General features: G+C 43.4%; 12 protein-coding genes. 8 read left to right on the top strand and 4 right to left on the bottom strand.

Annotated features, from left to right (window positions below):
• Positions 1-196 precede the first annotated feature (196 nt).
• Genes JO154_RS05585 through JO154_RS05575 form a run of 3 tightly spaced genes read left to right on the top strand, consistent with a single transcriptional unit; the run spans position 197 to position 6,544 of the window.
• A complete protein-coding gene (locus JO154_RS05585) occupies positions 197-3,448 on the top strand; it encodes a SusC/RagA family TonB-linked outer membrane protein (RefSeq protein ID WP_291942678.1) in 3,252 nt (1,083 codons plus the stop codon).
• A gap of 20 nt (positions 3,449-3,468) precedes the next feature.
• Complete coding sequence (locus tag JO154_RS05580; RefSeq protein ID WP_291942677.1) at positions 3,469-5,109, top strand: RagB/SusD family nutrient uptake outer membrane protein; 1,641 nt, start codon at positions 3,469-3,471, stop codon at positions 5,107-5,109.
• Between the two features lie 52 nt (positions 5,110-5,161).
• Positions 5,162-6,544, top strand: coding sequence for an aryl-sulfate sulfotransferase (locus JO154_RS05575; protein ID WP_291942676.1), 1,383 nt, complete (start codon positions 5,162-5,164; stop codon positions 6,542-6,544).
• 38 nt (positions 6,545-6,582) lie between these two features.
• Here JO154_RS05575 and JO154_RS05570 read toward each other — a convergent pair whose 3' ends face one another.
• On the bottom strand, positions 6,583-6,936 hold the full coding sequence (locus tag JO154_RS05570) for a GIY-YIG nuclease family protein (protein ID WP_291942674.1): 354 nt from the start codon (positions 6,934-6,936) through the stop codon (positions 6,583-6,585).
• Positions 6,933-7,532, bottom strand: coding sequence for a TetR/AcrR family transcriptional regulator (locus JO154_RS05565; protein WP_291942672.1), 600 nt, complete (start codon positions 7,530-7,532; stop codon positions 6,933-6,935). The genes JO154_RS05570 and JO154_RS05565 overlap by 4 nt, the downstream gene beginning before the upstream one ends.
• A gap of 111 nt (positions 7,533-7,643) precedes the next feature.
• On the opposite strand from JO154_RS05565, the gene JO154_RS05560 reads away from it, so the two are divergent.
• Positions 7,644-8,201, top strand: coding sequence for a hypothetical protein (locus JO154_RS05560; protein ID WP_291942671.1), 558 nt, complete (start codon positions 7,644-7,646; stop codon positions 8,199-8,201).
• A 109-nt stretch (positions 8,202-8,310) separates the two neighbouring features.
• On the opposite strand, the gene JO154_RS05555 is transcribed toward JO154_RS05560, so the two are convergent.
• Positions 8,311-8,862: a hypothetical protein gene (locus tag JO154_RS05555; RefSeq protein WP_291942670.1), complete on the bottom strand. Its 552-nt coding sequence runs from the start codon at positions 8,860-8,862 to the stop codon at positions 8,311-8,313.
• Positions 8,863-8,904: 42 nt separating this feature from the next.
• Positions 8,905-11,307, bottom strand: coding sequence for an outer membrane beta-barrel family protein (locus JO154_RS05550; RefSeq protein WP_291942668.1), 2,403 nt, complete (start codon positions 11,305-11,307; stop codon positions 8,905-8,907).
• A 246-nt stretch (positions 11,308-11,553) separates the two neighbouring features.
• Between JO154_RS05550 and JO154_RS05545 the strand changes: the two genes are divergently transcribed.
• The 4 genes from JO154_RS05545 (at position 11,554) to JO154_RS05530 (ending at position 17,404) form a co-directional block, all read left to right on the top strand.
• A complete protein-coding gene (locus tag JO154_RS05545) occupies positions 11,554-11,751 on the top strand; it encodes a class I lanthipeptide (protein WP_291942667.1) in 198 nt (65 codons plus the stop codon).
• Between the two features lie 71 nt (positions 11,752-11,822).
• Entirely contained in the window at positions 11,823-13,004 is a 1,182-nt protein-coding gene (locus JO154_RS05540; protein ID WP_291942666.1) for a lanthionine synthetase LanC family protein, read from the top strand.
• Positions 13,005-13,072: 68 nt separating this feature from the next.
• Positions 13,073-14,260: a lanthionine synthetase LanC family protein gene (locus tag JO154_RS05535; RefSeq protein WP_291942664.1), complete on the top strand. Its 1,188-nt coding sequence runs from the start codon at positions 13,073-13,075 to the stop codon at positions 14,258-14,260.
• Between the two features lie 9 nt (positions 14,261-14,269).
• On the top strand, positions 14,270-17,404 hold the full coding sequence (locus JO154_RS05530; RefSeq protein WP_291942663.1) for a lantibiotic dehydratase: 3,135 nt from the start codon (positions 14,270-14,272) through the stop codon (positions 17,402-17,404).
• The last annotated feature ends 3 nt before the right edge of the window (positions 17,405-17,407 follow it).

Below are 17,407 nucleotides of genomic sequence, written 5' to 3'. Positions count from 1 at the left end.
ACGGAGCGGTCAAACAGCTTGGGCTATTTATATACAAACACCTGTAAATGATTAGGCTCCTTTGTCCTAGCTACCATAGTGGCCGGGGCATGGATTACAGGTATTGCCTCATCCCAAACAACACAAATGTATGAATTTAAAAATTCATGACTTCCTTCGTCGGAAACGGAGGGTAATTGTCAAAACGCTCCTGACTATGAAATTATCAGCCATTATCATTACCGTGGCATGCCTACAGGTGAGTGCCGCGGGATACAGTCAGCACCTGACGCTTTCGGGGAAGAACCTTCCGCTGAAGAAAATCTTCCGGGAGATCAACCGCCAAACGGGCTACGAATTCCTTTTCCAAGATGAGCTCCTGGACAAGGCTGGGCGTATAAACATTCAAGCAAAAGACCTTCCCCTGGAAGAGGTACTGAAGATCTGTCTCCGTGATCTTCCAGTCCACTATACCATTTCAGATCATTCCATTGTTATTAGTTCCGATGAAACAAAAAGAGAACAGGCAACACAGCAAGTGCCAATAAAAGGTACTGTCACCGATGAAAATGGCAAAGCACTGCAAGGCGCCACTATTAAAATAAAAGGCACCAGCAAAGGTACCGCCACCGATGCCAATGGTAACTTTAACATCGAGGTACCTAATACTGCGAGTAGACTCGTCATTTCCTATATTGGCTATGAAACTGTTGAACTGCCCGCTGCCAATACAGGCTCCATGAAGATAACATTACAACCTGCCCAAACAAAGATGGAAGACGTAGTGGTAGTGGGATATGGCAGGCAAAAAAAGATCGACCTGACAGGCGCCGTAGGTACGGTGAATATGAAAGAACTGAGTGCTAACGCATCTTCCAATGTGACTTCCGCCTTACAAGGGCGAGTGGCAGGCGTAACCATAGAATCTAATAGTGGCGCACCTGGCGCAGGACTGAGCGTGACCATACGTGGCTCTAGCACCCTGGGTACCAACTCTCCTCTTGTAATCGTAGACGGTGTTCCCTATGCCGGACTCGATGGGGTAAATCCGAATGATATTGAAAGTATCAACGTATTGAAAGATGCCGCATCTGCTGCCATCTATGGATCTCGCGGTGCAAATGGCGTTATCATCGTTACTACAAAAGGGGGCAAAAAGAACACTGCACCTACCATTAACCTCAACATCAACCATAGTATACAATCCGTTCCTAAGCGGATGAAAATGTTGAGCGGTGATCAATGGACCAAAGTATTCAATGCCAATGGCGGTACCCTACCCGCTTATAATGGTATTAATACCAACTGGCAGGATGAGATATTTCGCACAGCGCCCATGACCCGCGCGAACATGGAAATGTCTGGAGGAATGGAACACTTTACGTATAGCCTTTCCGGCAGTTATGCTGCACAACAAGGGACTGTCATCAACACACAAAACAATAACGCGAACTTCAGGGTAAAAACCCAATTTGAGCAAGGCCGCATCAAGATAGGGGAAACATTCATTTATGGTACTGGCAGGGGCAGAACGCTCCCAGCCGGACAGGATCAGGCACACAGCGTAATTATCAGCTCCTGGATATTACCACGTACCATCCCGGTGAGAGATACCGCCAATCCTTATGGCGGATGGGGACGCAGACCATCCTATCTGAAGAACCTCTCCAACCCAATTGCCGACCTCAATGCTATTAACAATGCTACCAATAGCTCCTCCATGGTGGGCAACGCCTTCCTGGAATTCCGCATTTTTGACCAGTTGAAATATAAGCTGAACACAGGTTACAATCAGACCTGGGGTACCGGCACTAATTATACTGATGTGGTAGATGATGGTAACCTGCAGGTATATCAACCACAACTGGGACAATCACTCAACTATTTCAATTCCTGGATCATTGAACACACTTTAAGTTATGATAAGAAAATAGGCAAACATGACCTGAGCCTGCTCGCAGGTATGACTGCGCAAAGGGACTCTTCTTCCGCTTTCTCCGCCTCTGGTACTGGCCTGCCACTTGGTTTGTCTGTATTATCAGTAGCTACTGCCAATCAAAAAGTAGATGGTAGCGCGTATACCACCAAAAGGCAATCCCTGATCGGGCGTGTTAACTATGCCTATGATTCAAGATACTTGTTCAGTGCCTCCATCCGCCGGGATGGTTCCTCAAAATTCGCAGATGGATACCGTTGGGGAATATTCCCATCTGTTTCTGCCGGCTGGAATATCAGTAATGAAGCCTTCTTCCAACGTTCAACGCTGCCAGCGATTATGAGTGCTTTGAAGATTCGCGGTAGCTATGGTCTCCTCGGCAACGACCAGATTAGTGATTACGCCACGATCAATTCCATACAAACAAACCTTAGTCTAGTTACTAACAACGGTACCGTTATTGGCTCCATCCCCAGTGGTACCGCGTCTCCTAGGGACCTTACCTGGGAAAAAACACAGAGTACTAACATCGGTGTAGACGCGTCTTTCCTGGGCAACAAATTAAACCTGGTATTCGATTGGTTTAACCGCACTTCCAAAGATATCCTGTTGCAGGTGCCTGTTCCATTGTCCACCGGCATTGGCAGTAACCCATTTGTAAATGCCGGTACCGTCACCAATAAGGGGATTGAATTGAACCTGGATTATTCCGATCATGTAGGCACCGTAAGGTACCGCATCGGTGGTAATATCACCGCCATCAAGAACAGGATGACCCAGATCACCATCGGCAGTGGCAGCCAGGAATTTGGCGATATCAGCAGGGCTAAAGTGGGATATCCGCTGGGAAGCTTCTTCCTCATCAAGACAGCAGGCATTTTTAAAACACAGCAAGAGATAGATGCATATGTAGGAAAAGATGGTAAGAAGATACAACCCAACGCAGCACCAGGCGATCTCAAATTTGTAGATTATGACAACAATGGGGTGATCGATAACAACGACCAACAATACTGTGGCAGTCCATTCCCTTCTTTGGAAGCTGGCCTCACCGGCAATATTAGCTGGAAACATTTCGATTTCAATGTCTTGATCCAGGGAACCTTCGGCAACAAAATCTACAATGGCAGCAGGATATGGACGGAAAAGATGACAGAATATATCAACTACTCTACTGATGTACTCAATGCATGGAGTCCTACCAACACCGCTTCTTCTTTCCCTCGCTTCATTCTATCAGATCCCAACCAAAATGCAAGGACTAACAGCGATCGTTGGTTGGAATCAGGTTCCTATGTAAGAATAAAAAGATTGGAACTGGGATACACTATACCCACAGCCATTTTCAAGTCGAACCTAAAGATCAATTCCCTGCGTGCTTACCTCTCGGCAGAGAATCTCTTCACCTTTACCAAATACAAAGGCTACAATCCAGACTTGGGTAATGGCGGTAATCCCCTTGACCGCGGAAAAGACGGAGGCGCTTATCCTTTACAGCGCATCATCAGTGTGGGTGCAACCGTATCTTTCTAATCTCCTGAAAACATTACTATATGAAATTGATTATAAAAATAGTCGCAGTTATCAGTGTACTGGTCATCATACGCTTTGCGACGAGCTGCAAGAAAAATTTCCTCAGCGTTACTGATCCCAACAGGATTACAGAAACGCAGTTCTGGAAAACAGAAAATGATGTAATGGCCGCAGTGGCTGCTGTATATAGTCCGCTCAGGGTACCGCTTTACAGCTACTGGGGCGCTTTCACCGGCTTCCAGGATATGAATGCTATGGGCGATGATGTGTATACCATCCCTGGTGAAGAACCTGCCACCTGGCAAGTGGCCACCTTCAGCTACGATTCAAAGAACGGCGACCTGCAATCCATCTTCGATAAATGTTACAAATCCATCTATCGTGCCAATGAGGTATTGGAAAATATAGATAAAGTGCCGATCGATCCAGCGAAAAAGAAATCATACATCGCAGAGGTGAAATTCTTGCGTGGACTCTCCTATTTCGTTTTAGCCTCCAATTGGGGTGCTGTTCCACTGAAGCTCAAAGTAGCACAGTCTGCAAGCGATAACTACCCAGCTACTGCGGCAGAAGCGGATGTATGGAAACAGGTGATTAGTGATTTCTCAGATGCAAAAGATGGTCTGCCAGCAACACGTGTTTCCCCAGACTTGGGCAGGGCTACTAGTGGCGCCGCCATTGCCTTCCTAGGGAAAGCATATCTCTACACAAAAGATTACACGCACGCGGAAACCACACTGGACGCTCTGTTCCAAGCACCTTACCAATATGGGTTGGTGAATAATTTTGAAGACAATTTCACCGATAAAAATAAATTCAACAACGAAGCCGTTTTCCAATGGGTGTTTGGTCCCTTTGGAGATCCCTATAATCCATGGGGAGATGAGAATAGCAAATCAGGTAAATATAACTATATCCCACAGTTGATAGGCCCTCCAGCCGGTGGTGGATGGTTCAAATATGTTCCCTCCAATTTCCTGGTGAATGAGTTCTTCAAAGAATTACGCCCTGCTGGATCTGATACCAAATTCGATAAAAGAATGTACGCCAGTCTCACCTGGAAATATTCCACACAAGGAGAAACAGACACTACCTGGTATGATGGCAAAAGCTTTGATGACCTTTGGAGTTCAGGCAGGAACAAGATAACCCGCTTCTATCCTACTTATCCAGTGGATACTATTACGAGAGGAAAATTCCTTATCAAGAAGTTCACCAGCGCGTATCGTAATGTAGGCAATGCCGACAACTACTGGGGCGCTACGCCGTCTACGGCCAACTATGTAATCATGCGTTTTGCAGAAGTGATATTGAACCGTGCAGAAGCCGCCTGTCAGAATGGTAACTTGCCTAAAGCTATCAGCGATATCAATGCTATCCGCCGTCGTGCAGGGCTCCCTGATAAGACCGCTGCAGACCTGACAGACAAAGTAGGTATCATGGCGGAACTCAGTCACCAGAAATTACTGGAGATGTTCATGGAGCAAAATAGGTGGAATGACCTGAAACGATGGAAAACGCCGGCAGATCTGAAAGCCTGGTTGATCTCCGTCAATAAACAGGAAGGCAGCAGACTGGAAGCCAAGCACTACCAGTTTCCGTTACCGGCAGCCGAACTACAGGCCAATCCTAATGCAAAACAAAACCCACTCTGGCAATAAACCGATGCAGGGTGCCTTCCTATGGGAGGCACCCTGTTTTAATTTACCATTTGTGAAACGTCCGCTCTTTTTATATCTATTGCTACTCATCTGCATATTCGCTGGTTGTGCTACAAGCGCGGATATTGAAGATATTCATATTGATAATAGCCATACCACCAATCCCTTGCTGGTAACGGTTCAACTGAAGCTCTCTGTTCCTGCTGCTGCGCGTATGGAGTACTGGGCGCTGGCGAAGAAAAATCAAGTATACACCACCGCTCTTGCTGCCTCACAAAAAGAACATCATTTCCAACTGCTGACCCTTGGTGCGGAAAAGCAATATGGATGCAGGATCATTCTTACAAAAGGAAAAGATAGCACGATCAGCGATACTTATTCTTTCACCACGAAAGGATTGCCGGAGCACCTAGCAGAGATGTGTACCGCCAGCATCACGGATTCCACCGCGCTGCCCCGAAGTTTCAAAGCAGGATACCTCCTTTTATACAAAAGGGATTCGCCGGGCAATATCAGCCTGGTGGAATATACCGGCAATATCCGCTGGATAACCCAGTTTCAACATACGGGCGTTAAAGTAGCGCATTTCACCGATCAGCATACGATCCTATCTATCCTTGCGCCTATGAGCTATCCCACCAGTTATGGCAATGAAATTCTGGAACTCTCGCTGAACGGCGATACCCTATTGCATCTCAAAAAAGGAGAAAAAGATTTCCAACACACCATCCATCATGAAATACTCCTTCATAAAAATCATATCATCACTTTGAGCGTAAAAGACACCGTCATGGATCTTTCTACGATTGGGGGCAGCCATAAAGACACACTCAATATCGATGGCATCACGGTACTAGATAGGAAAGGCCACAAAGTTTGGGAGTGGAATGTATTACAATGCCTAAACCCCTTGCTGGACAAGCAGCTCCTGGAAGAGAAAAAAGACTGGATGCACGCCAATAGTCTCGATATAGATACCGATGGTAATTACCTCATTTCTTTTTATAATAACGGACAGATATGGAAAGTGGATGCCCACTCAGGTAAGCTTATCTGGAAATTCGGCAGGGGCGGCGATTTCAACATACCTGCCGGCGCTACATTTGAAAGAGGGCATGCCGTTCATAAAAACCATAACGGTGATCTGTTGCTTTTTGATAATGGCAATCGCAACAGGCAATCACAAGTACTCTCTTTTCATCTCGATGAAAAGCAGCGTACCGCCAGCCTAAATTGGAAAACGCTTTTCCTTCCTGGCGTTTATACCGACCGTATGGGTAGCGCCTATGAAATAGCGGATGGCGCCACTGTTCTTAGCTGCGTATCGAAGCTGAATAAAGTTTACCTGACGGATAGAAAAGGCAGGATATGTTGGCAACTGTTTTGCATCAATATCCCTTACAGGGCTGAATTTATTCCTGCTGAAAGTTTGTAATTTCGGGAGACACGGGTCAAAGAGAGGCATTCACACTACTATTTTGCAGTGTGGTAACCTTTCTCTCCATACGGCTGTAGCTCCATCATGACAAGCGTTTCCAGTGTTTTCACTGCGCCTTTTTCATCTATTAGCGGGTCGCTTGAGGGTTTAAGTACTTCCACTATTTCATAGACAATATCCTCGCCTTGTTGGTTATTCCAATCCTGCTGTAATGCTTCATTGGGGAAATTGCCACTCATGAGTTGCACCCTTAACCCGTTCCAGGCGCGGTCCAGGTCCATACTTCTACCGATGAATATTTTATTGTTACGTGTATTTCGGAGTTGGTACACTCCTTTCCGGAATTCCATCTCCTTGTACATTTGCTTCAAATCCTTCTTAGAACTCATTTTGCTTGATTAATTTGTTGATCGATAAAGTTTCCTGCTTGTTTTAGAAAGGCCTCATAGGTAGCAGGATAGCGCCTATTCAAGTATAAGGAGAGTATACCGGTGGTACCTAATAGTAACGCCGATTGCCGATGCCCTACTTCTTTCCCAGATAGTTTCTCGTGTTTGGCGATGTGTTGCCAGTCGGACTCAGACAACGTTTCCAAGAGGGAAACTACTAGACTGGTAGTATCTCCTGTATGACCGATATCACTTAATTTCTCATTGAAAAACAAGTCGTGGATACCGGGGTATTGTATGAAATACTCCAAGTATGCCAGGGTAACCGCCTTCAAATGCTTGGCCCCTGCGGGTTTACTAGCCGCTTTTTCCTGTGCATAGGCAATGCATTCTTCTCTGAAATCCTTTACACAAAGGAAAACCAGTTCTTTAGCATCCTTGAAATAGTTGTACAGCGAGGCAAAGGAATAGCCCGCACGGTCTGCAATATTGCGCACACTGACACTTTTCAACCCTTCACTTTTAAGTATCTCCTTGGTGGCGGCGATAAAGTATCCTCGTACCCGTTGTTCTTGGATCTCTTTTTTACTGGTCATGCTGCAAAGATATTGAACACTGTTCAAAATTTGAAATATTGTTCAAACCATAGTTAACATGCAACAAATATTATATATTTACACCTATATAAAACCTATACCTAATCTGCCATGAGCCTGGACTTATTCACTTATTTAATGTTCGCCTGTTTCTTTCTGTTATTCTTTATCGCCCGATTTTTCACCATCATGATTCATGAATTGGGGCATGCCCTTACCGCCATTAAGTTTACGAAGCAATACGCCATCGTCTATATTGGCTCCTATGAGGACGCGAGTGGCTGCATTCAAATCAATAAAGGCTTATTGGAAATAAACATCAAAAAGAATCCACTGACATGGGTAAAGGGCTTGTGCATTGCTTCTGAAGACGACATGACACTCAAACAGCGATTAATCCAGGTATTGGCCGGGCCTTTGTCTTCTTTTGTTATTGCAATAGTGGCGGCAGTGATTGTATTTGCATTTGATATGCATGGCTCGATAAAATTAATGATGGCTATTTTTCTACTTTCTGCTATGATAGACCTGCTGATTAATTTACGCCCTAGCACTTTTCGGACTTATAATTACGGTATGGTGGACTCAGATGGGCGTCAGGCGCTGGAGTTAATCAGGGATTGGTATCGGGAACGGGAGATATTGAAAGGACGAGGCCGGAGAAGATAATATCGTGGCCATTGATTAACATCCGCCTGTAATTAGTGGGAAAGATGCAGTACCGGAACTAGCACCTGGAAATAAATCGATTTCAGATGCTAGTCCCTATTTCAAGCTGTTACAGTCCAAATGCGGCCTTTAATGCAGGGTTCTTAATGAGCACCGCACCATAACGTCCGAATTCATCTTTTGTTGCTTCCTCCAGATCTATAATGGTGAACCTTTTCGCTCTTGAATAAATGTAGTCTCTGTAAAATCCTACATGAAAATCATCCAGATAAATCAAATCATTCGTTAATGCCAGTATCGTTTTGAAGCAATATATCCGGGTTTCAATATCTCCGTAGTCATAGAAAGTAAAATCGAATCTTTGCGCAAAAATATCATCATTCAGTGGAGTTATCCCGATGGTTTTATTCAGTCGAGATTGTATAATTCCCACTGTTTTTTCGGACCAATGCCCATTATCATCTATGGTAGTCACCTTTTCATGAACCGCATGAAATACCAGGGAACTCAGGCCGCTACCCGCATCAAGGACGGTAGCCGGTCTGAATTTCTCCAGCAGTCCCACACAATACTCCAGGGACTTCGGGCTTGCAGCCATCGCTTTTTGTCCTGCATCAAAGTTTTTCAAATATTCATTTGCTAGTTGCTGTAGCGTTTCCATACCATGTTGAAATTTTATGGATGACAAATAGTGTTGTGGAATTTAGTAAGACCTGCTTTTAATATCATCTGCAGCGGATCCTTTTCTCAACTGACTGCTTTTATAGTTCTTGCTACCGAACCGGTAATTAAACCCTGCAACAATATTCCGGCTATCCCATCTGGTCCTGGAATCAAAGCTGATGAGGGCATACTGGGCATGTGTTTTATTGATGTTTGTATAAAAGATATCACTTACAGAAAGGGAAACCTGACCCGCTCCTTTCAGGATATTTTTATACAAGCTTATATCCAGAAAGTAAAACGGGTCTGTTCGGGATGCACTGAAATAAGTGGGAGAACTGTAATAGGCATACATTTCACATTTCATGCTTTTGGAAATGGTAAATGTATTGGAGATATTAATCCCATAGCTGGTATTATCAATACTTACCGTTTCACCGTTGGTTACAAAACGAATATACTTTTGTGTGATTCTAAAGCCGGAATTAGTATACCACCAGCGAGTAATATTCCCAAAATATCCCGGACTCAGGCTGATATTCTTAAACGTTCCATTATTGGCAATTAAGCCTCTGGTAACATTATTGATGGTATCCAGGTCTTCATACTCCAGCATATTATTCTTGTACCAGGTATAACTGGCCGTTACCTGGAACTTATTGGCGATTGTCCAGGCGAGGCGTGTTGCATTTTGGAAATACGGTTGTAATGCAGGGTTGCCGGTATAATAATAGAAAGGACTCGTATAATTTTTGAAATTTGTCAGTCTGTAGAATTTTGGTCTCTCTATACTTTTCTTATAAGTCAAAACTAAACTATGTTTCCTATACTTTTTTGACAACATCAGGGCAGGAAAAAGTTTAAAGTAACTGGTATTATTACTGCCGTATATTTCCAGGGGCAAGGATTTTATAGCAGTATTCTCCCCTCTTATCCCTAGTGAATAGCTAATTCCAGCCAGCGCTCCGGAGATACTGGCATATCCTGCGAAGATATTTTCTTTATAAACCGGATCATCGATCAGGTGAGTGGTACCATTCTTATTGATGATCGTTTGATTAAGCTGCTGATCTACGGTTGTCCAGCCGTACTTCAGGCCAGACTCAAATTTCACTTTCCCGAGCAACCGGATATAGTCGGCCTGAATGCTTTTGGTGGTTAAGTCCAGCAGCGCATCCTGGTTCAAAAAAGAGGACTGCTGATAAGTGCTGCCATCCTGCAGGAAATAATCATATTGCTGGCGGTTATCTGAGGTGCCGTGTACTTTGGAATAGGCCGCATTCATACTCAGTTCCTGGCCCAGGGAATCCAGTTTCAGTTTATAATAAACATCAATAGCACCAAACTGATTTTTCTTATGCTGACCCGCATTCATTGTTACCAGAGAATCCGCCGGCAAAGGAGGTTGATTATGCACAAAAACAGATGACGCACTATAACGATCAGTAGGCGTATTGGACAGCATGCCATTAATAACCGTACCTAGCTGGCTTTTACGGTTAATGGCGTACTCCAGGCTAATCGACAACGGCATATTTTCAGGGGTACTCTTGCTATAATTATTTTCTGTGATACCCGTAGTTTTACTATTCATGGTAGGAATCAGATGGCGGGTCACTTCTCCTTTGTTCAACTGATAATCCCAGGCATAGTTAAGGTTTACCAGGCCAGAGAATTTATTATGTTTGAAATTTACCGAAGCGCCTATTCCTCCGTTTCCAAAAATTTCCCTGGTCCCTATTTTCAGGCTCATATTGGTATTATAGCCATTGCCCGGTAGCCGGGCAGGTTTCAGATTAACAACAGCACTTGTGATGGAGGCATCCATATTGGCAAGAGGTACCGTAATGATTTCTATTTCATTTATTCCTGCTGCAGCCGTTGCACCGAGAAAATCCGTCAGCACAGCAGCAGATAACTGGATTGTTTTCCCTTTCATCTGAGCCGTGATAGGCTTTCCTTCAAAGAGAATCATATTATTCTGAATGGAGATACCGGGGGCTTTCTTCAATATATCTACAACAGATTGCCCGGCTACTTTATTCTTATCAATAGATAAAATTATTTTATTCTGATCCATGGTTATTAACGGCTTCTCTGCAACTATCTCTACGCCTTTCAGATCCTTACTGTTTGGGGTCAGTACGAATGTCAACAGTGATTGATTATTAACCCCTTCCCTCTTTGCGATGAGTGCATTAAAACCGATATGAGACAAGGATACGGTAAATGCAGCCTTTTGTTGCAGCAGCATATTCGTTTCTCCCTTACCGTTAGTCAGGGATACCAATTCTTTTCCGTTCTGATTGATTTTCACGGTCACACCTTCAATGCCCACACTGTCAGGGCTTACCACCACTACTTTTATCGGGTGTGGGCTTTCCTGGGCTAACGTATAACGGGCACAAATAAGTAAACATAAAATTGGGAATAAGGATTTCATAAACGTATACTAAGGGTTATGGAGGATGATCCATATTATATGACAAAGCTAGATTAAGATAAATATTGTACAGGTCAAAATTTTTTACGAATTATTTTGAGTTTCGTATACATTAATAGTGAATTACTTAAATTATCTAGCACAAAAATTACAGCACAAAAAAAAATCTATCCAACTCAATTTATATAATTATTATGTATATTGTTAAGGATACTTATTATTTATTTTTTTTGTAAACCCTCATTTATGAATTCTCAAAACAACCAAGAAGGTAAAGCATTACCTAAATTATCCCTGAACAAAGAAACAATTTCAAGATTGAACGACGAGCAAATGAAGAATGTAATCGGTGGATTAGTTGATGCCGACACTTCATGCAGTGAAGGTTCCTGCCAATCACAACAAGGAGCTTCTTCTTGCGATAGAAACTCTTGCAACTGCTAAGATTGTAATCTTCGGAAAGCTGTTTAAGATCTATTCTTAAACAGCTTTTCTGTATCACACTATCAGCACCTATGATCATCGAGCACTCCAAAATTCAACATATCATTCATGCCATGGATGGTGTGCTGAAAGAGGAGGCAGGGAGTTTTAACGATATTGGTATTAAGACTGGTTTATCCGGATTATCCCTATATAACTTCGCTGCTGCCAGTTACCTGGACTCTTCAGACCACACTACCCGCGCCATATCGGCCATAGAACAGATTTTCGAGAAGATGAACGCCGGTTATACTTCAAATACCATCTTTGAAGAACTAGCTGAATTTGGCACCTTCTTATTAATGTGCATAGACCATAAATGGATAAATGCAGACCTGGAATCTACGCTGGAAGATATAGATGCCGTGCTGGAAAAGCCACTTTCAGAAGCACTCCATAACAACAATATTGATCCTTCCAATGGCGCCATAAAATATGGGTATTATTATTTGCTTCGCCGCAATGTCTGTACACTGGCTGATTCCCTGATTATGCGCATCATTGAACAGATAAAAGCAACGGCCAATCCCGGCCACGCTGGCGGTATATACTGGGTTTCAAATTTAAAAAACGAGCCAACTGTATACCTTGGCATATCGCATGGAAATGCCGCAGTGATACAGTTTCTCCTGAAAGTCAGGGAAGCCGGAATTGCCACAGACCTATGCAGTCAACTGATTACCGCCGCAGGGCAATTTATCCTCTCTAATGAACAGAAAAACAAGCCACTCTTCTTCCCGATCATGATGGAAGAAACCAAACCCAGAACAAGGTTTCCTAACTATTATTGTTATGGCGACCTGGGAACACTTTATAGTCTCATTAAAGCAGAACAGGCAACGCCTGCTGTACAGCATACCACACACCTGGTCACCATATTGCATGCCCTCTGCGACCGCATCTTTGACGACTCCCTGTTTACAGAAGGTTTTAGCCTGCTATACGGCTGGAGCGGACTTGCAATGCTGTACAGAAAATCAGGGCAACTACTACAGGATGAAAAATGTATGCATGCATACCAACAATTAGTAACACATATCATCGATAAATTCGATGCCAATGAGAAGTACTTTGGCTATCCGGGTGTATGGAATCAGCATAAACGGGAAACAAACATCAGCTATTCAGAAGGATTGATAGGGATTGCGCTGTTCCTGATGTCTGTCAACAATCATGCATATGCACCTCATTCCGAGCAATACTTTCAACTGTAGATTTGTTCTTTAAAGCCGGCATCAGGGCTTTTTCATATAACAGGAGATAATATTTAAACAAGGAATCAATGAATACCCGCGATATTATCAGGCAAAAAATTTATCATCTCCATGCTATTGCCAACCAGGTACCTGTTACCAGGGATGCGCTTTCCCAGGGCCGGTTATGTCTGGCCTTGAGCGCCTTCTATTCTGGCCGCTACCTGGAGGATGAAAAATTAACGGCTACAGGTCATCAACTGCTGGAAGAAATATTTACCAATATTCAAACAGGAAAGCAAAATAATTTTACCACACAGTCATTCCTCTCTGGTATGACCGGGTTGACGGCAGTAGTCAATCACCTTACCAAATACAGCTTTGTAGCGTTTGACATGAGCAGTTTGTCTGATATTGATGCCAGTATTTATCAATGGGCCGATTCACAAATTGATGGCGATAATATTGATTTTCTGTATGGGGCTATGGGAGCCATTGCCTACTTTAGTCAGCGCCTCCCCGATCCCACTATTCAGTCTTACCTGGAAGCACTCCTCCATAAGTTGCAATTGAAGAGTGCCGACAATAATGGAAGTTATCTCCTGGTCAATCAGTTTTATATCAAAGCAGGCGAGCAGGAAGAAGGACAGGTACATTTTGGGATTGCGCATGGCATATCCTCTATGCTGCTTGTTTTCCTCGACCTGATTAAAATGGGATTCTCCATTTCCCTACAACCTACCATTGATCAGATTATTCAATATAATGAGCAACACTGCCATGATGACCATCACGCTTTTATTGGCTCTATCAATCATCGTTCCAATGAAATACTCTATCAGGGCAGAATTGGCTGGTGTTTTAGCGAGTTAAACACATTCCATGTATTGTTAAAAGCCGCACAGGTACTTCAGGTACCAGCATATCAAACCTTTGGTTATAGAAAACTCGAAAATATTGTAGGTAAAAATACGATCCAATCCACCCGCGCGGATGAACCTTTTCTCTGTCATGGTGCTGCTGGTATCTGTCAATACTATGCCTACCTGCACCAATTAACCGGACATCCTGCTTTCCTGGATGCCCATCAACTGTGGACGCAGCACACGCTAGATCAACTGAACAACATTACAGACGACTACTGGACCAGTCGGGAATATGAATTAAAACATCATGTGCATGCTTTGCTGTCTGGCGTTCCGGGGATTATCCTTTCCTTACTCACCGCATATGACAATAAAGCCAAAAATTGGAGTGAATTGATATTGTTGAATTAGCATCTTACTATGGAACTATTAGACAACTTTTTTATCCGAATCCCTCAAAACGGTTTCCCAACAACTGCGGAAGCTATACAAGTGGATGATTTCATTCATCAGGATGAATTCATCAACAGCTTACAGGTAGCAAACCCGCCTTTGTATGATACCATGACGGCCTATAAGAATGGTACATTAAAGGACCCTAAGAAAGTGCAAAAACTCAAAAAGTCATTAAAAAACTATATCCTCCGAACTGCTACCAAATCTACTCCATATGGACTTTTCACGACTATCGCCTCGGGCAGATGGCGGGAGGAAGCGGTGAAGAAATGCTACGATCCATCGAAAAAAAATATAATCGCCAATCTGGATGCGGAAATCCTGCTGGCCATCACTATAAAGTTATCAGAGAACAAAAGTATCAGCAGACAACTGACCTATTTTTCGAATAATACCGGGTATCAAATCAATGGAAAATACAGATATTATGAACGATCCCAACAGGGCAGCCAGAGCATTTATAAGCTCTCGTCTGTTGATGATTCCCAGTTGCTGGCCGATATACTGCAGGTAGCGGAAAATGGGGCTTCTATAGACCATATTATCGCGAATACGATCCTGCAACAATATCCATTGGCAGATGCGGTCGAATTCATTGAAAGCCTGATTCAGGAACAATTACTGGTATCTAATTTAAATCTGACGCTCTCAGGGCCTCCTAATATCGACAGGATTATTTCCATTATTGAAAGCATCCATACGGAGGATCATCCTTTGACGGATAGTCTTGCTTTGTTGCATAACCTGAAATCCGGGCTGCAAGCGTTGGAAAGCTGCCTGCCCGCCGATTTCAATGCTTGTTTTTCCTACATCAAAGAGCTGCTTCAACAACATGCGATCCCTGTTAGAAAAGTATTCCTACAGGCAGAGGCTTTTGCTGCTGAATCCTTTGATCTACCTGTATCTATGGGGGCATCCCTATTGAATGCCATCCAGTTGTTGGGTACCTTGAATCCCAATTTCTATATTCCTTCTCTGGAAAATTCGAAGAGAAAATTTATGGAAAAATTCGAGAGCCAGGTGGTACCACTACTAACGATGTTTGATCCGGAATGTGGTATCCAGCCGGATGAAACGGCCCAACAGATTGAAAACGTTCTGCTATCCAAAGATGTACTGGTGATGTTGCACAAAAAAACCGGGGGAGGCAACAGTACGGTGGATGAAGCAAAAGATGTTATCCGGAAGAAAGTATGGCAAGCCTGGTCTGAAAAGCAATATACGGTTGATTTAGCGATGAGTGAATTCGCAAAATTCAAAAACCACGAACATCGACTGGCTGTTACCGGGCAAATTATTTTCACGGTGGAAGATTATCAAAAAGGATTAATTTCCCTGAATACAGTGGGTAATAGTTCCGGTGGTAACCTGATTTCAAGGTTCTTCCAGGGATGCGATGATATTACACCATCGCTGGAAACGATAAACTCCTACGAGATGCAGGCCTATAAGGACTGTATCGTGGCAGAGGTCATTCATCTCCCCGATACCAGAATGGCGAATATCTCCTTCCGTCCGGTATTCAGGCAATATGAAGTTCCCGTGTACACCCCCGCAGGCACTGATCAGGACCAGGTTATCCGTTTGCAGGATATTTGGGTAACCATGATACAGGATCAGTTTATCCTGTTTTCAAAAAAACATAAAAAAAGGATCATCCCTTTTATTACCAACGCACTCAATTACAATAAAAATACCATTGCGCTTTTTCAGTTCCTGGGAGATCTGCAATTCCAGCATATTACTCCCCGCCAACAGTTGAGCCTTGAATTTCCCTATGCAAAATTTGTTCCGAGGATACAACTGGAAAATGTAATCCTACAGAAAGCATACTGGAATATGGCTGCAAGTGATTTTGCAGTTTTGGCAGACACGTGTCTCTCTAAAGAAATTATTTCCTCCTTCCTACAACAATGGCAGTTTCCTGAAAGAGTGGAATATACCATTGATGAGGAGAAAGGGCTGCTACACTGGGCAGATCCCTTATCCGTGACCGATTTCCTCCAAACGATTCAACAACATCCCACTCATCCCGTTCTCCTCACCGAAATGGTGTTTAATCCGGATCAAGGCTGGATGAACGATAAAAACGGAAATGCTTTTAATGCCGAATGTATAGCGCTCTATAAAAATACCACCCGCAAGGAAGCGGTTGTCAATATAGCACCGCTGGTAGCTGCAACGGCTGTTATCGACACCCAGCAAACGCGTTTCAAGCCCGCTGACGACTGGTTGTACATTAAACTCTACCACAACATACCGATTACAGAGAAATTGTTAGGGAGATCCCTGCTACACCTGATACAGCAGCTACTGGAAGAGAAACAGATCGTACGCTTCTTCTTTTTGTGGTATAAAGATCCGGAATATCATGTAAGGCTAAGATTAAAATGTCGCCGCAATGCAGATCAGATGGTCATTTTAAAGCGGATAAAAGCACTCTTCTCCTCCTTCGAAACTGACGATTCGCTCTGGAAGATACAGATCGATACCTATGCTAGGGAAAGTCTCCGTTATGGTGCGAAAATGGTGCGGGATGCGGAAGTATTCTTCGGGATCGACAGTCTGTTTGTACTTCACCTATTCAGGCTATTGAAAACAGACCATCGGTATGAATTACCATTTATTGCTTTAAAGAACATAGATGTAATGTTGGATGGACTATCGTACTCCCTCGAGGAGAAATTTCATCTGCTCAAATGGATACGCAATGCCTACGAATCGGAATTCAAGGTAATGGAAATACCAGCGTTAAGAAAAAATCTGGATCTCATTGAGCAACAAAACAGGCTTACTGTGGAAAACATTATCCAGGGAAATCCCGGATTACTGGGAGATACAACACCTTATTATTACGACCTTCTTACAGAGTACCAATCGGCTATCCGCCGCTTCCATCAGCAATTCAAGGCGAAAACGAGGTCCAGCGGCGACTTACATACCCTCGTAAACAGTTTTATTCATATGCACTTTATCCGGCTATTCCCCTTCAAGCCAAGAGAGAATGAACTCCTCGTGTATAGCCTCCTCTATAATTATTACAAAAAATGCCTGTACAAAAACAACCCACAAACCACTGCAATCAATTTCGCTAACTGACAT

Origin of the sequence: Chitinophaga sp. (assembly GCF_019236475.1) — a bacterium.
Taxonomy (GTDB): domain Bacteria; phylum Bacteroidota; class Bacteroidia; order Chitinophagales; family Chitinophagaceae; genus Chitinophaga.
This window is presented reverse-complemented; position numbering and strand designations above follow the sequence as displayed.

What these genes read in the sequence shown, in the direction of transcription:
- JO154_RS05570 (WP_291942674.1), bottom strand. Translation starts at nt 6,936, where the DNA reads ATGAGTTCTAAGAAGGATTTGAAGCAAATGTACAAGGAGATGGAATTC.
- JO154_RS05580 (WP_291942677.1), top strand. Translation starts at nt 3,469, where the DNA reads ATGAAATTGATTATAAAAATAGTCGCAGTTATCAGTGTACTGGTCATC.
- JO154_RS05585 (WP_291942678.1), top strand. Translation starts at nt 197, where the DNA reads ATGAAATTATCAGCCATTATCATTACCGTGGCATGCCTACAGGTGAGT.
- JO154_RS05555 (WP_291942670.1), bottom strand. Translation starts at nt 8,862, where the DNA reads ATGGAAACGCTACAGCAACTAGCAAATGAATATTTGAAAAACTTTGAT.
- JO154_RS05560 (WP_291942671.1), top strand. Translation starts at nt 7,644, where the DNA reads ATGAGCCTGGACTTATTCACTTATTTAATGTTCGCCTGTTTCTTTCTG.
- JO154_RS05565 (WP_291942672.1), bottom strand. Translation starts at nt 7,532, where the DNA reads ATGACCAGTAAAAAAGAGATCCAAGAACAACGGGTACGAGGATACTTT.
- JO154_RS05545 (WP_291942667.1), top strand. Translation starts at nt 11,554, where the DNA reads ATGAATTCTCAAAACAACCAAGAAGGTAAAGCATTACCTAAATTATCC.
- JO154_RS05535 (WP_291942664.1), top strand. Translation starts at nt 13,073, where the DNA reads ATGAATACCCGCGATATTATCAGGCAAAAAATTTATCATCTCCATGCT.
- JO154_RS05530 (WP_291942663.1), top strand. Translation starts at nt 14,270, where the DNA reads ATGGAACTATTAGACAACTTTTTTATCCGAATCCCTCAAAACGGTTTC.
- JO154_RS05550 (WP_291942668.1), bottom strand. Translation starts at nt 11,307, where the DNA reads ATGAAATCCTTATTCCCAATTTTATGTTTACTTATTTGTGCCCGTTAT.
- JO154_RS05540 (WP_291942666.1), top strand. Translation starts at nt 11,823, where the DNA reads ATGATCATCGAGCACTCCAAAATTCAACATATCATTCATGCCATGGAT.